We start from the raw sequence: 19840 nt of genomic DNA, 5'->3' as shown, positions 1-19840 counted from the left end.
TAAAACAGTCTCCATGAAAATTTCTGCAGTTGTCATCGCAGCCCTGCTGTCCTCATTGCTACTGGTCCCCGCCTGCTTCGCGCAGGCGGCGGACGAAGAACAGCAGGCGCGACTGGCGGAAATCAAGCAACGTATCGAGTCCCTGCAGCAGGAGCTCAACCAGGTCAAAAGCGACCGCGACCAGCTGCTCAAGGACCTGGAATCCAACGAGAAAGACATCTCGGAGCTGCTGCAGCGGATCGACAAGATCAAGTCGGACATGCAGAGCCGCGGCGAGAAGCTGCAGGAGTTGAAGCGGGAAGAAAAACAGCTGGAGGAATCCCGCCGAAGTATGCAGCGGCGGGTCGAGCAGGAAGTCGCCGCCGCTTACCGACTCGGTCGCCAGGAGCAGATCAAACTGCTCCTCAACCAGCAAGATCCCCAGCACATCGCCCGCCAACTCCGCTACCACGACTACTTCCTCAAACAACGCAGCCGCGTCATCGACGATTACGTCAGCACCCTCAGCCAGCTCAGCACCGTCAGCTCCGGCATCCAGCGTGAGCAGGACACCCTTGCCCGTGAGCGCAGCCAGCTGGAGGACAAGCGCCGCGCCCTGGTAAGTGCCCAGCAGAGCCGCCAGCGCACCCTGGACAAACTCGCACAGCAGCTCGCCAGCAAAAGCGGCGAGTTGAACCAGCTACACAGCGACCGCAGCCGACTGCAGCGCCTGGTGGACGAGGTCGGCCGCGCCATCGCCAGCCTGATCAACCCCAGCGACCAGACCCCCTTCACCAAGCAGCGCGGGCGCATGCAGTGGCCCACCAGCGGCCGCCGCGCCAATGCCTTCGGCCAGCGCCGCGCCAACGGCATCACCTGGACCGGGATAACCCTTCGCGCCAACGAAGGTGCACCGGTCAATGCGATTCACCGCGGCCGGGTGGTGTTTGCCGATTACCTGCGCGGCCAGGGCATGCTGATCATTCTCGACCACGGTGACGGCTACATGAGCCTGTATGGTCACAACCAGTCCCTTACCCGCGCTATCGGTGAATGGGTGGAGCGCGGTGACACCATCGCCAAAGTGGGAAATACCGGCGGCCTCAGCCAGCCGGGCCTGTATTTCGAGATTCGCCGCCACGGCAAACCGCAGGATCCGACCATCTGGTGCCGGGGCTGAGCCGGCGCTCAAGCGCCCCGCCCTAGCACAGATCCCTTTGCACTTTATATTCCCTCCGCACACACGCCAGTTTACTTCCCCGCCAAGTTCAAACCCCTAGGGAGTGCCGGGTCTACAATTCTTCTTGGACAGTAACGATAAATGCCAAGGACGTGCAGACTATGTTCACCCCGAAAATGGTGGCCCGCGTGATCGGTGCCGCAGCTCTCACCGCTCTGCCGCTGATGGGACTCAGCCAGGGCGGTCAAGGCGACAGTGCCGAGCGCACTTCGCTTGAAGCCGAATCCCGCCTGCCACTGGAAGACCTGCGCAGCTTTGCCAAAGTGTTCGAGCAGATCCGCCAGGGTTACGTCAATGAAGTGGACGACAGCACCCTGCTGGAATACGCGATCAAGGGCATGCTCCAGGGGCTGGACCCGCACTCCGCCTATCTCGACAGTCGCTCCTTCGACGACCTGCAAGCCCATACCACCGGCGAATTTGCCGGCCTGGGTATCGAGGTGGGCATCGAAGACGACTACATCACCATCATTACCCCGATGGACGACACTCCAGCCGAGCGCGCAGGATTGCGCGCCGGGGACGTGATTCTGCGCATGTCGGGAAAATCCATGCGCGGTGTGAGCCTAGACCAGGCGGTGGAAAAAATGCGCGGCCCGGTCGGCTCGTCGGTGGTCCTGACCATCGGCCGCAAGGGGCACAAGGAGCCCTTCGATGTCACCGTCAAGCGCGACAAGGTGCGCGTGTACAGTGTGCGTGGCGAGATGCTCGAAGACGGCTACGGCTACCTGCGGATCAGCCAGTTCCAGCTGGATACCGGTGGCGACCTGATGCGGGCAATGAAAAAGCTCAAGAAGGAAGGCGAGCTCAAGGGCCTGGTGGTGGACCTGCGCAACAACCCCGGTGGCGTATTGCAGTCGTCGGTGGAAGTTGTCGACGCATTTCTTGAAGACGGTCTGGTGGTCTACACCGAGGGTCGCAACGAATCCTCCAACCTGCGCTACTCCGCCAGTTCCGGTGACATCACCAACGGTGCACCGCTGGTGGTACTGATTAACGACGGCTCCGCCTCCGCCGCGGAAATCGTGGCTGGTGCATTGCAGGACCATCGTCGCGCCGTAGTGATGGGCACCGACAGCTTCGGCAAAGGCTCAGTGCAGACGGTGATCCCGATCAACGAAGACCGCGCGATCAAACTCACCACGGCCCTGTACTTTACGCCCAAGGGGCGTTCGATTCAGGCTCAGGGCATCAAGCCGGATATCACCGTGGAACGCGTGCAGGTCACCCGCCTGGATGGTCGTGCGCGCACCACCGAAGCGGACCTGGCCGGGCATCTGGGTAATGGCAATGGCGGCAAGGAAAGCGGTTCAGAAGATCGCAAGAAAGCCAAGGCCGGTCAGGACGACTGGTACAGCCGCGACAACCAGGTATTTGAAGCACTGAATGTACTCAAAGGCCTGAACCTTTATGTTCGCCGCGCCCCGCAAGGCAGCGAGGAAAGCAGCTCACCGGCGAAAAAGGATCAAGTTGCGCAGATTCGCGCTGAAGACCTGTAAATTCAGCCAGATGTAGAGGCCGGCACCCGATTATTGGCTAGTCTTTTAATTGGGTGCGGTTTTCCGATGCTGAACACCCAGCGGTGGAAACGGCGAAAGTGGTATCAGATGTAGCGGTGGGAGGTTGTCATGCAGCAGTATCGTCGTGGCGAACAGGGAGGATCCATCCCACCTCGCGCAGATCGTTTTTTCAAACTGGATAACGACTGGTATTTCACCGTGCGCGGAGGCAGGACCTTCGGCCCCTACACTTGCCGTGAAGAGGCGCAAAACGCGGTAGACAACTTCCTCAACCCACTCAAGAAATATACCGGCAATGTACGCCCGTTTGGCAGTCTGCGCGCACGGCGCTGGCATAATGCGCACAAATTCTGAAATACCGATTTAAGGAAAAAAACGCGGGAATGCTCGCGACTTAGCCCGACAGGTTTCTGCCCCCCGCCAGCCGGCCTATATCAAACTGCTCACGCCAGGCTGCCTCACCGTAATCAGATCCGCATTTCGATGCCGGCATCCTGCATAAACTGCTTGGCCTCGCCCACTGTGTATTCGCCGAAGTGGAAAATGCTCGCGGCGAGTACGGCATCGGCACCCCCCTTTAGCACGCCGTCGGCGAGATGCTGCAGGTTGCCCACACCACCGGAGGCGATCACCGGCACCGTGACAGCGTCCGAGATGGCGCGGGTAAGGGCCAGGTCGAATCCGTTCTTGGTGCCGTCACGATCCATACTGGTCAACAGGATTTCACCGGCACCGTAGCTGTCCATTTTTTTCGCCCACTCCACCGCATCAATACCGGTGGGTTTGCGCCCGCCGTGGGTGAAGATTTCCCACTTGCCTTCCCCTACCTGTTTGGCATCGATGGCGACGACGATGCACTGGCTACCAAAGCGGTCGGCGGCTTCGCGCACAAAGTCCGGATTGAATACCGCGGCGGAGTTGATTGCGGTTTTGTCGGCGCCTGCATTCAACAGGTTACGGATATCCTGCAGCTCGCGCACGCCACCACCAACCGTGAGAGGAATAAATACCTGGGAGGCCATTTTTTCCACGGTGTGCAAGGTAGTGTCGCGGCCTTCGTGGGTGGCGGTAATGTCGAGAAAGGTAACTTCGTCGGCACCGGCTTCATTGTAGCGACGGGCGATTTCCACCGGGTCACCGGCGTCCCGGATGTCGACGAAATTAACACCTTTGACCACACGGCCGGCGTCGACGTCGAGACAGGGAATAATGCGTTTGGCGAGGCCCATTGAGTTGTTCCGCTTACCTAATTTTAATTACTTGGTCCAGTTGTCGCACAGTTCCTGCGCAGCGCGCAGATCGAGCTTTTCTTCGTAGATGGCACGACCGGTGATGGCACCAAAAATTTCAGTTTTGCCGTCGCCTGCCTGGAGCAGTTTTTCGATGTCTTCGATACTGCTGACACCGCCGGAGGCAATAATCGGAATCTGCACAGCGCGGGCGAGGTCCATGGTGGACTCTAGGTTGACGCCCTGCATCATGCCGTCACGGGCAATGTCGGTGTAGACGATGGCACTAACACCGCAGTCCTGAAATTCTTTGGCGAGTTCCGTGGCCTTTACGTCGGAGACCTCGGCCCAGCCTTCAGTGGCCACGAGGCCGTCTTTGGCGTCGAGGCCGACGATAATATGGCCTTCGAACTCACGGCAGGCTTCGCGCACCAGCTTGGGATTTTTTACCGCGGCGGTGCCGATAATGGTCCAGCTGACACCGGCGTCCAGATACCATTCGATGGTCTTGAGATCGCGGATACCACCGCCGATCTGGATGGGGAACTGTGGGAACTGGCGGGCGATGGCATTGACGGCATCGCCATTGACAGGGTTGCCGGCAAAGGCACCGTTGAGGTCGACAATGTGCAGTCGCTTGGCACCGTGGTTGAGCCAGTGTTCGGCGGTGGCGACGGGGTCGTCGGAGAAGACGGTGGCATCTTCCATTTCACCCTGACGCAGGCGCACACATTCGCCGTCTTTAAGGTCAATGGCCGGGATTACGATCATTTTGTTTAACTTCCTGTTGCCAGCTTTTATTAATTGCTGCCGTTCCAACCGACAAAATTCTTCAGCAGCTGCATGCCTGCATCCGCACTTTTTTCCGGGTGAAACTGGGTGGCGAAAATATTATCTCGGGTAATCGCGGATGCGAACTGAACACCATAGTCGGTCTCGCCGGCAACGGCGTCGTTGCCCTCCGCGGGCACATAGTAGCTGTGCACAAAATAGAAGCGGCTACCACTTTCAATATCGCGCCATAGCGGGTGGTCGATTTTCTGGTACACGCGATTCCAGCCCATATGCGGGACCTTCAATCGCTCGCCGTTTTCATGCAGATCGGTACCGAAAAACTTTACCGGCTGCGGAAAGATACCGAGGCAATCGACACCGCCGTTTTCTTCGCTGCGCGCCATCATGATCTGCATGCCGACGCAGATGCCGAGAATGGGCATGCCGGATTCGATGCACTGATTCAGCAGCGGCACGAAGCCCGGCCGAATGAATCCCTCCACACAATCGCGGATGGCGCCAACGCCCGGAACGATGAGGCGGTCGGCGCCCTCGGCCTGTTCCGGGGTGGTGGCGAGAACGACCTGGTCACCGGGGGCGACTTTTTGCAGGGCGCTGGCAACCGAGTGAAGGTTGCCCATGCCGTAGTCGAGGACGACGATCTTCTGCATGGTGCTGGCTCCTCCTGCTGACTTTACAGTACGCCTTTGGTGGAGGGCATGGCGCCTTCCATGCGCGGGTCCGGGGTCAGGGCCATGCGCAGGGCGCGGCCGAAGGCCTTGAACACGGTTTCGATCTGGTGGTGGGCGTTGAAGCCGCGGATGCAGTCGATGTGCAGGGTGACCAGGGCGTGGTTGACGAAGCCCTGGAAGAATTCATAGAACAACTCGGTGTCGAAGTTGCCGATGCGCTTCTGGGTGAACGGCACATTCAGGGTGAGGCCCGGGCGGCCGGAGAAGTCGATAACCACACGGCTCAGCGCCTCGTCCAGGGGGACGTAGCTGTGGCCGTATCGGGTCATGCCTTTCTTGTCGCCGACGGCTTCGGTGATGGCCTTGCCGAGAGTGATGCCGATATCTTCCACCGTGTGGTGATCGTCGATATGGGTGTCGCCATCGCAGGTGATGTCCAGGTCGATCATGCCGTGGCGGGCAATCTGGTCCATCATGTGCTCGAGGAAGGGCACACCGGTGTCGAATTTGCCGGTGCCTTTGCCGTCGAGATTGACGCTGACCTTGATTTTGGTTTCCAGGGTGTCGCGAGTGACGCTGGCGGTGCGCATGGGCTTTACATCCTTGATGACGGTTGGGGCATGCAATGGCCCCGCTGGGACAGAAGGCGCGAATTATACGCCCAAATGCACCGGAATTTGGGCGATAGTGTCAGATGAAACTTGATTCGCTGCAAAGATCAAATATCATACGCCCCATGACTATGTACCCCCGCCACAAGACCCCCGTGTGGGTCAGCCTTGTACTGCTGTTCGCGCTGATGCTCGCGCAGCCGGTGCTGGCGGAGCATATCCATATCGATGACAAGTCGCACGAGCTGTGCGAGCTGTCCCACAACCACACGCCCGCGCCCGTGGGCAGTGAATTTACCTTCTCTACCGAAGACCTGGCCCCGCTGTATATCGAGCAGCAGGCCCCGGTGGCCCTCGATTGCCAGCCGGAACGCCAGTCCGCCCGCGGCCCGCCCGCACTCCTGTCACTCAGCTGATCACGCCCGCCAACCCAGACTTACAACGACCGGGTTAGCGGTACTAACGCTTATGTATTGCGGCACCGGCCTTTGTGGATGGCCGCTGCCCGTGATTGACAGGAATAATTCGAAATGTACCGAGTAAATACTCTGGCGCTGGCCGTTGCCTGCGCATTGTCTTCTGCTGTGTCTTCCGCGGTTTCCGCCCAGGCCACCACCAATGAGTCCATCGAGGAGGTGAATGTCACCGTCTCGCCTCTGGCCAAGCCCGCAGACGCGGTGGCGGCGCCGGTTTCCGTACTGGGCGGCGACGAGCTGCGCAAGGCGGCCGCCTCTACCCTGGGCCAGACCCTCAACAGCCAGTTGGGCGTGGCCAACGCCGCCTTCGGTAGCGGTGTGGGCCTGCCGGTGATTCGGGGCCAGAGTGCCAACCGGGTGAAGGTGCTGAGCGACAACCTGGATACCGCCGACGCCTCCAACACCAGCTCTGACCATGCCGCCAGCATCGAGCCCCTGCTGGCCGAGAGTATCGAGATCCTGCGCGGACCTGCCACTCTGCGCTATGGCAGCGGCGCCATCGGTGGCGTGGTGAACGTGATCGATGGGCGTATCCCAACCGCGGTGCCGGAACAGATGGACGGCGCGGTTGAAATGCGCCACGACACTGCCAACAGCCAGGACGCTGGCGTATTCCGCCTGCAGGGCGGTGCCGGCAACCTGGCCTGGTACCTGGACGGGGTCTACCGGGAGAACGGCAACACCCGTATCCCCGGTCTCGCTATCCATGCCCACGAGGACCACGAAGAACACGCGGTAGTCGAACAGCACGAAGAGGCGTTCAACACCGACGGCTTTGTGGGCAATACCAGCGCGCGCGCCAAGAGCGGCAGTGCTGGCCTGTCCTGGGTGACCGAAAGTGGTTTTGCTGGCTTGTCCGTAAATCGGCTGGAAAACAATTACGGCATCCCCCTCGGCACGCACGTTCATCACGAGGACGAGGGTGACGAACACACACTGGAAGAGGGGCACGATGAACATGAAGAGCACGGCGCCGAACCGGTGCGCATTGATCTGGCCCAGACCCGTTACGACCTGAAAGGCGAGCACCGCTTCAACAGCGAGTACTGGGACAAGGTGAGCTTCCGCCTCGGCCACAACAACTACGAGCATGTGGAGCTGGAGGGACACGACGGTCACTTCCATGAAGGCACCCGCTTCACCAACGACGCCTGGGAAAGTCGCGTGGAAGTGACGCACGACGCCGGCGGTGAGTGGCGTGGCGCCTATGGCCTGCAACTGTCCCGCAAGGACTTCGCGGCGATTGGCGAGGAGGCGTTCATTCGCCCGTCCATCACCGACAGCATCGGCGCCTTCAGCATGAAAGAGCGCGAGTGGGGAAACTGGCACCTGGACCTGGGCGCACGCCTGGAAAATGTCACCATTGATCCGGAATACGGCAGCGACCGAGACTTCAACCTGGTCGCCCTGTCAGGTGCGCTGCAGTACTTCCTTGCCGAGCACCAGCACCTGAGTGTGGGCCTCACCAGCGCCGAGCGCGCGCCGGTCGCGGAAGAGCTGTTTGCCGACGGCGCACACCTGGCGGAGTCCCGCTACCTGATCGGCGACGCAAATCTCGACAAGGAAAACTCCGTCAACCTGGAGCTCGGTTACCACCATCACAACCAGGATGCCAGTGGCTGGCATGCAGCCAAAGTGGAAGCCAATGTGTTCTACAACCGCATCGGTGACTACATCTATGCCGCCAATACCGGCCTGGAAGACGAGGAAAGCGAGTTCGCCATTTACGGTTACCAGAACCGCGACGCCACCTTCTATGGCGCCGAGGCTTCGGTGCAGTTTCCGCTCGCCAGCGGCCTGAGCCTGACCCTGTTTGGTGACAGCGTGCGCGCGAGCTTCGACAACCGCATCCCCGGCCAGTCGACGTCAGTGCCGCGCCTGCCGCCACTGCGTTATGGTTTTGCACTGGGTGGCGACTACGCCAACTGGAACTGGCAATGGCGCAACACCCACGCCACCGCCCAGCAGCGCCCCGGCGCCTTTGAAGAAACTACCGACGCCTACACCCGCATGGACCTAACCGCGCAGTACAACTTCAAGCTGGCCGGCAACGACGCCGTCGTCTTCGCCAACGCCCGCAACCTGTTGGACGAAGAGATCCGCAACGCGACTTCCCTGCTGCGCGACTTCGCGCCGGAAGCGGGACGCAGTATTGAAGCAGGTGTGCGCCTCCACTTCTAACGCGCGTTAATCCTGCCCGCGCAACGCCGACTGGTATTGCGCGGGCATTTTTGTATCTCCCTTTAATTCCTCGCCTTGAAATCTCCCCACCTTCCGCACTCTCCACCCCAAAGTACAAACGATAATGCATTGCACGAAAGTACCACCTAAACCATCCGACAACTCACCTCTCGACATGTGCGCATTTCGCCTTACAATCACCAGCTGAACCTAAAATCACGGACGAGGAATCGGTGCAAAAATTTTTCATCATCCTGATCACAGCACTTCTGATTCTTTCACTGCCCTGGCCGGGAGCTGCCATGTCGAAAATGAATCCACTGAAAGCCTGCACTTTTTCCGAAATGGAAATCTCCATTCTGTTCAAGGGTGAGCCCGCAAAAGGCGCAACCATTACCCGCACTATCGAATGGAAGAAAGAGCACACCGACCAGTTCACCGCAGACGACAATGGCCGTGTCACCCTTCCCGCGGAATTCGAGAACCACCTTCTCAAAGCCTTCCCCATGGAGTTTGTCGCGGCGCAGTATGTGACGGTGCAATATGAGGGTGAGGAGTACGAAATCTGGAATTACGCAAAGCGGGATGCAGAGTTCAACAGTGAAATGCAGGGTTCGCCCTTACGCCTCACCTGCGAACTGACCGACGAATCAAAAACCCAACGGGCTTTCGGCTCCATTCTGGGAACACGCTGCACCTGGCAAAACGAAAACTGACTCTACCATTTACGCTGAAAAGGAATTCACGTGGCACACCTTACTCCAGAGCTCAGCGCCAATATCGCCAATGATATTTACCTGATCAAAAACAAAAATACTCGCAAGCTGTTTTTTGATCTCTATTCCGACCAGTTCAACTTCGATACGGACAGCGACCTGAGCGGCAAGACCGGCGCTTTTATTCTGCTGAAGAAAGAGCAGTCACTGGGACTCGCAGCCACCGGGATCAAGCAGCGCAAAGGGGAGGCCCTGATTGCTCTGAAAGGCACCTCCAACGGCTACGATGCGCTCACCGATCTGAACGCAGGCCTGAAACAGTTCAAAACCGGAGGACTGGTCCACCAGGGGTTTTATTACGCGTTTCAGACATTCCTTCCAGATCTGGATCGCTTCGTCAGCAATATTCCCGAGAATATCCACACCATTCACTGTGTGGGCCATAGCCTCGGTGGCGCTCTCGCCACGCTGACCGCGGATTACCTGAAAGCGAAAAGCGGTCGGGCCGTAAATCTGTACACCTTTGGCAGCCCCCGCGTGGGCCTGAATTTCTTCTCTGACGGCGCCCGTCGACGCCTGGGAAGTGAAAACATCTTCCGCGTGTATCACCGCACCGATCCGGTCCCCATGGTGCCGACCTGGCCATTTATGCATGTCCCCGATAGCGGCCCCGGGGACCTGCTGCTCGACTCCAGTGCGGCACTCAACCCGGCTGAATACCATAAAATGGCCAATTACATCGCTTCCCTGTCAGGCACCGAGGAGAAGCACAACTGGACGCTGGTGAGAAAGAAGCGGCCGCCGACCCCCATTCAGCGGAGTATTCAGAGCTGGCTCGAATCAGACGGCCCGCTTTCGCTCACCCTCAGTACCGCCTGGGTAGCCGCAGAAGCGGTGATGTGGGTGCTGAAAAAAGTGGTCGAGCTGGCAGGGATCGCGCTGGTACTCGGAGGGTCCACGACATTTACCTTGATGGACCAGCTGGCGATTTTCCTCAAGAAAGCCCACGATTTTGGCAAGAAGGTTTCCCATTGGGTCACGCGACTGCTGATCCGGCTCGGCAGACTGATCGGCATCGTGGTGACCGACGGCAGCAACATCACCATCGCACTGATCCGGACAATTTTTATCCGCATGCACAACGCCGTGTCTGAACTGGTGCTGCGTGCCGGGCGCCACATGGATCACTGATCACCTGGTCCGGCGCGCCCCTTCATGCACAGCGCCCTCCGAGGTTTCATTTCTGACCGGCAACTGCTTCAATAGTCGCATCCGCAGCGTCCGCAACACGGGTTCCGGGCGCTGCCCCCTTCTCGCCATTTCCAGAATAAGGATGCGCCCTGTATGGCCTGGATCAAACGCGGACTTATCACCCTCGTTATTCTTTTTGCTCTCTTCGCCGGTGTTGTCGCCTGGTTCCTTTCCGGTGTCGACGCCAATCAGTACAAACCCAAGATCGTGCAGCTGGCTGCCGAGCAGGGTATTGCCCTTACCCTCGACGGCGATATCGGCTGGCAGATCTGGCCCAATGTCGCGCTCAAACTCGAAGGCGTGAAACTGGCGCCGCTGGCCCTGCCGAGTGAATCTCTGCTTGAAGCGGACAAGGTGGCCGTCGGCGTGGCGCTGATGCCGCTTCTCGACAAGCGCATCGAAGCCAAAGAGATCGTACTGCTCGGCCCGCAGGTAGCTCTGACCGTGGACAAGAACGGTAAGGGCAACTGGGAGCTGATCACCGACGCCATGGAAGCGAAAGCCGAGCTGGATGAAAAGCAGCAACGCGAAACCCCGCCACCCCTGGATATTCCCAAAGAGGAAAAGCAGACCTCTGGCGGTTTGGAGCTGGCGCTGGAAAAACTGCGCCTTGAAGACGGCGTGCTGCGCTACACCGACAGGCAAGCCGGCACGGAATACGCGATCAACAAGTTGCGTATTACCGCAGACAATCTGGTGCCCGGCGGCAAACCCGGTGACGTACGCCTGAGCGCCGAACTGGCGGGCAGCGACCTCCCCGAGCCGGTCAGTCTGGATATTCGCAGCACCCTGGCCATCGACGACGGTCTGCACGGCCTGCGCCTGCAACCTGCCAACATCAAACTCACCAGTGCCGAAGGCGCGAAGGCCGAGATCAATCTGCGCGGTAACGTGCGCCACGCCAAGGCAGATGCGCCCTGGCAGATCCAGCTCAACCTGAATGTGGAGGTGGAGCCGATTACCAGCTGGCTCGCGGCGGTGGGCAGCGAGTACAAACCCCAGAGCAGCAGCGCCTTGAAAACACTGCATATCGAGTCCGATATAAGCGGCACCGACAAGCAGATGTCTCTGGAACCACTGCAACTGACACTGGACGGTAACCGCTTTGATGGCAGCGCCAGCTACCAGGCCAGCACCTCTGCAAAGGCGGTACCCAGCGTATCGCTCACCCTGAATGGTGGTGAACTAAATGTCGATGACTACCTGCCACCGCCAGTCGCGGCACCACAACAGGACGAGCTGAGTGCGGATGTGGCGGCGGCACAGCCGGTGGAACTGCCGCTGGAATCCATGCGCGGCTTCAACGCCAAACTGGATCTGACCCTGAAAAAACTACACGCCCTGGATTTCGAAATCGACAAACCGGAGCTGGCAGTCAACGTAAACAACGGCCTTTACCAGCTGAACAAACTGGCCGCCGGCCTTTACGGCGGCACCCTGAACAGCACTGGTGTTTTCAATGCCCGCGGGGATTCCGCACGCGGAGAACTGAGCGGCGGCCTCAGCGGGGTCGAGATCTCCAAGGTACAGGAAGCGCTGTTTGCCAGCGACGAACCGGAAGCCGCCGACCAGAAAAAGGTAACCCTGTCCGGCAAAACCGACCTCACCTGGGTAGGCCAGACCCGCGGTGCCGATACCCTCGCCCTGCAGAAAAACCTGCGCGCCGCAGTACAGCTCAACGCCGCGGAACTGGCGCTGTCTCCCTTCAATCTGGAAAAAGGCATGTGTCAGCTGGTCAGCTACGCGGAGAAGACCGCGATGCCCGAGCGGGAATGGCCCCAGCAAACACGCCTGCAGGACCTGCGCGCCGGCATCAACCTGAATGGTGACGTGGCCAAGGTGGAAGGAATCAATGCCGGCATCGAGAACATCGCCCTGACCGGTGATGGCACCGTCAACCTCGAACAGCAGGACTTCGACTTTGCCCTTGGCCTGGCGCTGGTCGGCGAGAAGACCTCTGGCAACGGCTGCTCCGTGCAGAACGAGCGCTGGCGCAATCGCGCCCTGCCACTGCGCTGCAAAGCCAAGTTCAGCGAGGCCGGCGCCACCACCTGCAAGCCCGACAGTCGTCGCCTGGATGATCTGATCCGCGAGGAGCTGAAGTACAAAGCCGAGAAGAAGTACGGTGACAAGGTGGAAAAGAAGACCGAAGAACTGAAGGACAAGCTGAAGGACAAATTCAAAGGCCTGTTCAACCGGGACGACTGATCGCGCTACCTATCGCGCCTGTATACCGGTAGCATGGGCACCCTTCGCGGTGCCCACTTTTCATTTATACACATGCCCACCAATTCCACCATCAAGCCCAAGACGCCTGCGCGCTTCCAGAAAACCCTGTTTGACTGGTTCGATCAGCACGGCCGTCACGATCTGCCGTGGCAGCAGGACATCAACCCCTACCGGGTGTGGGTGTCGGAAATCATGCTGCAACAGACCCAGGTCACCGCCGTCATTCCCTACTTCCAACGCTTCATGGAATCTTTTCCTACGGTAGAGGCGCTAGCCGCTGCCAGCCAGGATCGGGTACTCGCCCACTGGAGCGGCCTCGGCTACTACGCGCGCGCGCGCAACCTGCATAAATGCGCGCAGACGGTGGTCGATGCGCACGGCGGCGAATTTCCGCAAAGTGTCGAGGGCCTGTCTGCGCTGCCCGGCATCGGCCGCTCCACCGCCGGCGCCATTGCCAGTATCAGCATGGGCCTGCAAGCGGCGATCCTGGACGGCAACGTCAAACGGGTGCTGGCCCGGATTCACGCGATCGACGGCTGGCCCGGACAGACCGCCGTGGCAAATCGAATGTGGGAGATAGCCGAGCGCTACACTCCCGGAGAACGCACTGGGGACTACACTCAGGCCATGATGGACCTGGGTGCCACCCTGTGCACCCGCAGCAAGCCCGCCTGTGAGCGCTGCCCGTTCGCTAACCACTGCATCGCCCGCGCCCAGGGCAACCCCACCGACTACCCCGGCAAAAAACCGAAAAAGGAAAAGCCGGTACGCCAGGCCACCCTGTTACTGCTCGAGCACGACGGCGAACTGTACCTGGAGCAGCGCCCTGCCACCGGCATCTGGGGCGGCCTGTGGATACCGCCACAGCTGGAAGGGGACGACGGCGGTGAGGCCAGTGCCCAGGAGTGGCTGGCAGCCCGGGATCTCGATCCCGGCGAGATTCAGGCCCTGCCAGCCCTGCGCCACACCTTCAGCCACTTCCACCTGGATATACACCCGGTGTGGATAACTCTGCCACGCAAGCCCGCACAGGTGGCAGAAGGACCCAGTGGCTGGTATAAACTGCGCCAGCTCGACCGACCCAGGTCCGCTCAGGACCTCGGATTGCCGGCGCCCATCGCCAGGCTGGTGAAACAGCTGGTCGCGCTCAAGGAACCACTACTGGCTCCCTGCTGACGCTCTGTTTATACAAGGCGCCCCGAAACACATAGGAGAACCCATGTCCCGCACCGTCTTCTGCCGCAAATACCAGCAAGAACTGGAAGGCCTCCCCAACCCGCCCTTCCCGGGGCCCAAGGGTCAGGACATTTACGACAACGTCTCCGCCAAGGCCTGGCAGGAGTGGATGGCCCACCAGACCATGCTGATCAACGAAAAGCGCCTGAATATGATGGAACCCTCCTCCCGCGCCTACCTGGCCGAGCAGATGAGCAAGTTCTTCAGCGGCGAAGACTACGATGACGCCGAAGGCTTTGTGCCGGAGCAAGACGGCGACAAGTAAGCGACCACTCACAAACCACAAAAACTATTTATCAATCAAGGGGTTGACTCCCCCCGGAAGAGCAGGTTTAATACGCGCCTCGCTGCCGGGGACAACCCCGATTCAGCAAAGCCCAGATAGCTCAGTCGGTAGAGCAGGGGATTGAAAATCCCCGTGTCGGTGGTTCGATTCCGCCTCTGGGCACCATCTACTTTTATCGGATTTTCTCCGATGTGCTCAAAAGCCAGTAACCGCAAGGTCTACTGGCTTTTTTGTTTTCTCAGAACGACTCACATCCACTCCCTGTATACCCACAATCTGTGGTTACAGGTGTGGTTACAGCGCCTTTCCGCAATTTCGTACCCACACAATCGGCTTCCAGCCCTTATAGCATGGGCGTTAGCGCGAATTGTTACCCTACGCCAATCCGCCAAATTCAAGCATCCGTCCTCCGATCACGCCGTAGGCGAGCGCCGCCTCTATCCCCGGTGCTCGCCGCACCTGCCCTACCGGTTCCTTGCCAGTATGCACCTCTGCGCGACAGGTACGCATTGCCGCAAGGCAACAATTCCCCGGCAGGCAGATCAAGCACAGAAGAGGCAAGCGTCATGCTTTTGACAGACCCCAAATTGAAGGCTCTGAAACCAGAGCATAAAAAGTACAGAAAGAGCGATGGTCAAGGCCTGTTGATCGAAGTACTCCCCAGTAGCACCAAACGCTGGCTCTTCCGCTATGTCTGGCAGGGGCAAAGGTGCGACATCGGCCTTGGCACCTACCCCGCCGTCTCCCTCAAAAAGGCCCGTGCAGTTCGCGAGCATTACCGGGAGCTATTGGCAGATGGGATCGATCCCCGCACCTGGCGTGAACAAAAAGAACGGGAGAAATTTCAAATCCAGAATAATCGATTCGAGCAGGTGGCCGAGCACTGGTACAAACTCCGTGAACCAACCTGGGCACCGTCGACACGGAAGAAGCGGCGGGCGCTACTGGACAATGATCTGATTCCGCGTTTGCGATCACGCCCAATTACCGAGATTGAGACATTTGAACTCGCACAGCTCCTACAGGAGATTGCAGGCCGCGGTGCATTGGAGTCAGCGCACAATGCGCGCCAAGTTTTGAATCAGGTACTGAGGTTTGCCGTTCAATCCGGACTCGCCCGCCACAATCCGGCTGCGGTACTTCAGGGCGTGCTGCCACCGAAACAGGTCGAGCATCATGCGGCAATTGTGGAGCCGGTCGAATTCGGGCGCCTGCTTAGCGCGATCGACAATTACCGGGGGTCTATGGTCATCCGTACCATGCTGCAGGTCGCACCGCTGGTTTTTCAGCGTCCGGTCGAGCTGGCCAAAATGCGCTGGGAAAATATCAATTGGGAAGAATCTCTTTGGATTATTCCCTGGCAAGATAAAAAGGAAGGGAAAAGCAATAAAATGGATCACCTAGCTCCCCTGTCACGGCAGGCAATCGATCTACTTAGAACAATTCATCCCTACACTGGTCACCTACCGTACGTGTTTCGCGGTCAACGCGACCACCAAAATCACGCGAATCCAGAGTCGCTAAATCGTGCCTTAGAAAAACTCGGCTACAAAGATCGAATTAATAGCCAAAAAAGCCACACCAAAAGGCGGGAGCATAGCGCACACGGATTTAGGGCAAGTGCACGCACATTGCTTGATGAAATACTTCACGAACGAGTAGAGCTCATCGAAGCGCAACTTGCGCATCGCGTGCGTGATTCGCTCGGTCGAGCTTACAATCGCACAACATTTCTACCCGAACGCCGCGTCTTGATGCAACGCTGGGCTGACTACCTAGATCACCTCAAAAGCTCAGCAAGCTGAAGTATGCTTACTCGCTTAGTCCGTTCGTTCTTCTATGAACTTTAATATGTCGGAGTATCGCCATGCGACTGCCCGTAACGAGAGACGAATCCCGCGTGGCGCCTTACCCTCTGCAACCCAACGAGACCACGTTGATTCGCCGATGCCGAGAAGTTTAGCTACTTCAGACCGACGCAGTAGTCGGTTTTCATCATTCTGATTCATGGCACTACCCTCAGTTGCTTTACACGGTATAGATACCACAACCGCCAATCCTCTGGTGGCGCCAGAGACGGGCCAGAGCCCCTCTCTGAGGGCGAATCGCCCCTAAGGGGTACGTTGCCAGTCATATAGGCGGTTGGTAACGTCCGATCGGCCCAAAATCCCACCTAAAAACTAATGGAAGTGAATTTCAACCCCACCAATAAACAGTACAAATATTTTCCGCCCCACATCATATGTCCAATCACGAATCTTAAATACTGATGACAATCTTCAAATCCCTGGCAGTACAAATTCTGCTCGACAGCGAAACTCCGCACCTTCAGAGATGAAGGTTATGCGTGTTTGATTAGCCAGTGTTCTCTGTCCCGATCAGACAACTTCTCAGATCTTCTCGTGAACTCTCACCGAAAAAAAATTTCCTATCGCCTCTAGACAGAAACGGTTTTATAGGTAGGATTGCTACAGACCTTGTGTTTGCTACACAATAGGTAGAAAGATAACGAATTGAATTTCGTTAAGTTTCGTTAAACGCAGCGGTGCTGCGTTGTGTTAGCTCAGCTTCTAAATGAGCACGTATAACATCATGCTTTCGGCATGATAAGGTCCAATTCCTCTAGGGACGCTTGGCCTGACCAGCCAGCTTGAGAAGCCCTCCCTTTTTCACATGGCATGCAGCCTCGATTTGTACATCGACAGCAAGCATGCACATTCGCCTAATGCAGTACTCCTGGCGATCTTTTTCTCACGTGCTGATTTCGGCAGCCGCCAATGGGCGGCGAAACCGCTAACCATCCTGGCCGTTATGCACGCTGAGCCCTTCCCCTTTTCAGACAAAGTCAGTGTCAGGAGACATCTCATGAGCTATGGGAAAAATCGTGGTTGGGGCGACTCGCCCGTGAAGGCTGCTAAGGCAGCACTTAGAAAGCGCTATCAAAAGCGTGACATCGGTGCGCGGACAAAAGAGAGTTACATTGCTGCATTCAAGAAATTTAGCCGCTACATGCGTGAAGAGCATGCCATCTATGATGTTGGGGCATTCGAGGAGAAGCACCTAGAAGCCTTCGCAGCATCCATTGCCCAGAAGTACCAAGCCGCATACCTGCAGAAGCTGATTTCCGCGATCAACTCGCTGATGTCAACGATCACCTATGGAGAGTGGAGAAGTGTCTCACCATCAGGGTCTACTCGCAGTCGGCGTCGTAATGTCCGACAGGAAACACACCTATACATACAGCCCGAGAACATCATCAAGGAAACGAGAGACCTTCTAACACCAAGGGTTCACGGGATCATAGGTCTTATCGTGTACTGCGGAATGCGCTTAGAAGAGGCTGTATGTTTCGATATTCCAGGTGCACTCAAAGAATATAGAGCCACCGGGCATATTGACATTATCTATGGCACGAAAGGCGGCCGCGGGCGAGAGGTCGCAAGACTTATCCCAGTCTCAGCTGCTATTTATGACTGGCTTTGTCATTGCCGACAATTTGTTGGCCCAAATTATTCCTTCATACCCGCAGACAGCACCAAAAAGCGACTCATGAAGATGGTCGAAAATGAATCGCTACCCGTTCTCAAAGATAGGTATGGATTAACCATCCATGGCTTGCGGCACGAGTATGCTGCCAGGCGCTATCTAGAGCTGACTAGTCACTATAGCCCCGTCAATTGCCGTGCATTTGGTCACCCTCTAGCCGAAAAAAAGCTTGATCAACGTGCCCGAGAGATTATCACCCATGAGCTCGGACATAGGCGCATGCAAGTCGTATCAATCTATATCGGAAGCTATCGAGGAGAGCGCAATGAGTCAGAGAACTAGTTTACAGCATGTAAAAAGTGACATCGGTACGATAATTCGGCACCGACGAGGTAAGCGGCGCACTACGAACTTAAACCGGGAAAAGCTAATGATGCGTATCGCAGAAAAGGTACTGCGCAAGTTCCACACTAGACCTAAAGCCTGGGAGCTCGAGCACATGTTGTGGTTATGGGAGGAAATTGAGAATACATACAGCGCCACAACAGCATATGTTTACAAAACAGTCGCTCGCGAGATTGCGGAATATTATGGACAATGGAGCTACGTCGCTCCGTATCTAAACACCACCTCGCCCAAACAGTCAACCGCTGTATCCCTTCTGGAAACCAGTTGCGCAGAGGCCCCTGACACAACGAGAGAAGGCCCTTAAAGACAAGCTCTTGGGCCGGCAAGCTGCGCTCAAGACAGGCGGTTGCCAAGGACTTGTGGCGTCGATCAGTGGACATTGATAAGGCCAGGGATGGCCATACCGACTCACACAACACACCCTCAGAATCTTCTTACCCCTTGGCAACCGCGGTTGCATCGGCGCCCTGCCCGAATGCCGAACTCAGGTAGCCCCATAGCGGAGCCGGGTGAAAAGTTGACTGAGGCCGCGGGCACGCAAAATCAGTAGTAAGCCCAGGCCCAGTTCGATCACGCCATTTAGCAGGTTCGCCATATGTACATCCTCGTCCGCAATGGCAACCGGTCCGGAAACAGAGGCAGCCGCATGCCAAAGGTAGAGACTGGAGACAAAGTCCGGAATGGCATAGCTCAGGAGGAAGCAGCCCAACAAGGTCAGGCCGATGGCCTGGAGGTCCTCCGCTGGTTGCGACAGTGATGTGCCGGGTGCGCTGGAGGTAGGCAGCAGCCAGTGGGCAACGGTAGCCGGGAACTTCACCAACACAAGCGAGGCGAACACCATCAATAACAAGACTACCGCCTGTAACAGGTACCAGCCACTCAAGCGCTGGGTGTACTCTCCGGACCAGTAGATAGCGACGAACTGCGAGATTTCGACTAGAAAGCCGATTGACTGGATCAGGCCATAGACACCCACCAGGCGCAGCCCTACGCCTAGCATTTCAATTGATTTCAAGTAATAGCACTCCCTGCTGGCTCATAGTCAAGGAGCCACTATATCTCATATCTGGTCGTCGTTTTAGCATACTTCCAGCTGTAGTCGAGGTGCGCTATATCGCGGATCTACAGGGTGGACGAGCCGTATCACTATGCTTTAGCTAGGAACCAAAGGCCTCGAAACCGGGAGGGTTGCATTTTTTCAATTGGGGATATCGTGACCTCTCTTAACAGGAGAAAGATCATGCTATCCACAATCAGAAAATCGCTTCGTACCGCCCTACGTGAAAAAGGACACGACCTGCTAGCTGACGCTACCTTTTTCAAAATGCCAGTACAGATACAGGATTTTCAGAGAATCCCTACTAACTGCGGTCATATGTCTCTGTTGTACCAGTTCAAATTCATGGATCAACCATACTGCGTAGTACTGGCTGATAGTAGCGGTTGTTCGATGCCTGAAAGCGGCGACTGGTATACCTGTGTTTGTAGAGGTGATTGGATGAGCAAAGACTCTATATTGGTCGAGG

18 protein-coding genes and 1 tRNA gene are annotated in these 19840 nt (G+C 57.5%); 13 read left to right on the top strand and 6 right to left on the bottom strand.

All coding sequences use genetic code 11. The features are described 5' to 3' along the window. Positions 1-13: 13 nt before the first annotated feature. The 3 genes from GTQ55_RS01535 (at position 14) to GTQ55_RS01525 (ending at position 3093) form a co-directional block, all read left to right on the top strand. Positions 14-1159 (top strand): murein hydrolase activator EnvC family protein, encoded by a 1146-nt coding sequence (locus GTQ55_RS01535; RefSeq protein ID WP_161857137.1) that lies wholly within the window; start codon positions 14-16, stop codon positions 1157-1159. Positions 1160-1320: 161 nt separating this feature from the next. Next, positions 1321-2718, top strand: coding sequence for a S41 family peptidase (locus GTQ55_RS01530; RefSeq protein ID WP_161857136.1), 1398 nt, complete (start codon positions 1321-1323; stop codon positions 2716-2718). Positions 2719-2847: 129 nt separating this feature from the next. Beyond that, positions 2848-3093, top strand: a complete 246-nt coding sequence (locus GTQ55_RS01525; protein WP_161857135.1) for a DUF6316 family protein — start codon at positions 2848-2850, stop codon at positions 3091-3093. Between the two features lie 113 nt (positions 3094-3206). On the opposite strand, the gene hisF is transcribed toward GTQ55_RS01525, so the two are convergent. Genes hisF through hisB form a run of 4 tightly spaced genes read right to left on the bottom strand, consistent with a single transcriptional unit; the run spans position 3207 to position 6024 of the window. Then, positions 3207-3968: an imidazole glycerol phosphate synthase subunit HisF gene (hisF, locus tag GTQ55_RS01520; protein ID WP_161857134.1), complete on the bottom strand. Its 762-nt coding sequence runs from the start codon at positions 3966-3968 to the stop codon at positions 3207-3209. A 27-nt stretch (positions 3969-3995) separates the two neighbouring features. Beyond that, positions 3996-4739, bottom strand: coding sequence for a 1-(5-phosphoribosyl)-5-[(5-phosphoribosylamino)methylideneamino]imidazole-4-carboxamide isomerase (gene hisA, locus GTQ55_RS01515; protein WP_161857133.1), 744 nt, complete (start codon positions 4737-4739; stop codon positions 3996-3998). 29 nt (positions 4740-4768) lie between these two features. After that, positions 4769-5413 carry an imidazole glycerol phosphate synthase subunit HisH gene (gene hisH, locus GTQ55_RS01510; RefSeq protein ID WP_161857132.1) on the bottom strand — a complete coding sequence of 215 codons (645 nt, stop codon included), beginning with the start codon at positions 5411-5413 and terminating at the stop codon, positions 4769-4771. Positions 5414-5436: 23 nt separating this feature from the next. Beyond that, the gene (hisB, locus tag GTQ55_RS01505) at positions 5437-6024 is read right to left on the bottom strand and encodes an imidazoleglycerol-phosphate dehydratase HisB (protein ID WP_161857131.1); all 588 of its coding nucleotides are present in this window, start codon (positions 6022-6024) and stop codon (positions 5437-5439) included. Between the two features lie 146 nt (positions 6025-6170). Here hisB and GTQ55_RS01500 point away from each other — a divergent pair, with 146 nt between their 5' ends. From GTQ55_RS01500 to GTQ55_RS01460, 9 genes are all read left to right on the top strand, one after another. Then, entirely contained in the window at positions 6171-6461 is a 291-nt protein-coding gene (locus GTQ55_RS01500; protein ID WP_161857130.1) for a hypothetical protein, read from the top strand. 114 nt (positions 6462-6575) lie between these two features. Next, positions 6576-8702, top strand: coding sequence for a TonB-dependent receptor (locus GTQ55_RS01495; protein ID WP_161857129.1), 2127 nt, complete (start codon positions 6576-6578; stop codon positions 8700-8702). Positions 8703-8935: 233 nt separating this feature from the next. Continuing rightward, entirely contained in the window at positions 8936-9418 is a 483-nt protein-coding gene (locus GTQ55_RS01490; RefSeq protein WP_237567767.1) for a DUF6795 domain-containing protein, read from the top strand. A gap of 30 nt (positions 9419-9448) precedes the next feature. Next, the gene (locus GTQ55_RS01485; RefSeq protein ID WP_161857127.1) at positions 9449-10609 is read left to right on the top strand and encodes a lipase family protein; all 1161 of its coding nucleotides are present in this window, start codon (positions 9449-9451) and stop codon (positions 10607-10609) included. A 153-nt stretch (positions 10610-10762) separates the two neighbouring features. After that, positions 10763-12877: an AsmA family protein gene (locus GTQ55_RS01480; RefSeq protein ID WP_161857126.1), complete on the top strand. Its 2115-nt coding sequence runs from the start codon at positions 10763-10765 to the stop codon at positions 12875-12877. A 72-nt stretch (positions 12878-12949) separates the two neighbouring features. Continuing rightward, positions 12950-14074 (top strand): A/G-specific adenine glycosylase, encoded by a 1125-nt coding sequence (gene mutY, locus GTQ55_RS01475; protein WP_161857125.1) that lies wholly within the window; start codon positions 12950-12952, stop codon positions 14072-14074. 43 nt (positions 14075-14117) lie between these two features. After that, complete coding sequence (locus GTQ55_RS01470; RefSeq protein WP_161857124.1) at positions 14118-14399, top strand: oxidative damage protection protein; 282 nt, start codon at positions 14118-14120, stop codon at positions 14397-14399. Positions 14400-14509: 110 nt separating this feature from the next. Beyond that, a tRNA-Phe gene (locus GTQ55_RS01465) sits at positions 14510-14585 on the top strand. A gap of 401 nt (positions 14586-14986) precedes the next feature. Then, entirely contained in the window at positions 14987-16225 is a 1239-nt protein-coding gene (locus GTQ55_RS01460; protein ID WP_161857123.1) for a tyrosine-type recombinase/integrase, read from the top strand. A gap of 15 nt (positions 16226-16240) precedes the next feature. Here GTQ55_RS01460 and GTQ55_RS18085 read toward each other — a convergent pair whose 3' ends face one another. Continuing rightward, positions 16241-16429 (bottom strand): helix-turn-helix transcriptional regulator, encoded by a 189-nt coding sequence (locus tag GTQ55_RS18085; RefSeq protein WP_161857122.1) that lies wholly within the window; start codon positions 16427-16429, stop codon positions 16241-16243. A 682-nt stretch (positions 16430-17111) separates the two neighbouring features. Here GTQ55_RS18085 and GTQ55_RS01450 point away from each other — a divergent pair. Next, positions 17112-18248 carry a site-specific integrase gene (locus tag GTQ55_RS01450; protein WP_161857121.1) on the top strand — a complete coding sequence of 379 codons (1137 nt, stop codon included), beginning with the start codon at positions 17112-17114 and terminating at the stop codon, positions 18246-18248. Between the two features lie 550 nt (positions 18249-18798). Here GTQ55_RS01450 and GTQ55_RS01445 read toward each other — a convergent pair. After that, on the bottom strand, positions 18799-19329 hold the full coding sequence (locus tag GTQ55_RS01445; RefSeq protein ID WP_161857120.1) for a hypothetical protein: 531 nt from the start codon (positions 19327-19329) through the stop codon (positions 18799-18801). Positions 19330-19840 lie beyond the last annotated feature (511 nt).

It is taken from the genome of Microbulbifer hydrolyticus, assembly GCF_009931115.1.
Classification (GTDB): Bacteria; Pseudomonadota; Gammaproteobacteria; order Pseudomonadales; family Cellvibrionaceae; genus Microbulbifer; species Microbulbifer hydrolyticus.
The sequence above is the reverse complement of the archived record's forward strand: the minus strand, read 5'-3'. Positions and strand labels throughout refer to the sequence as shown.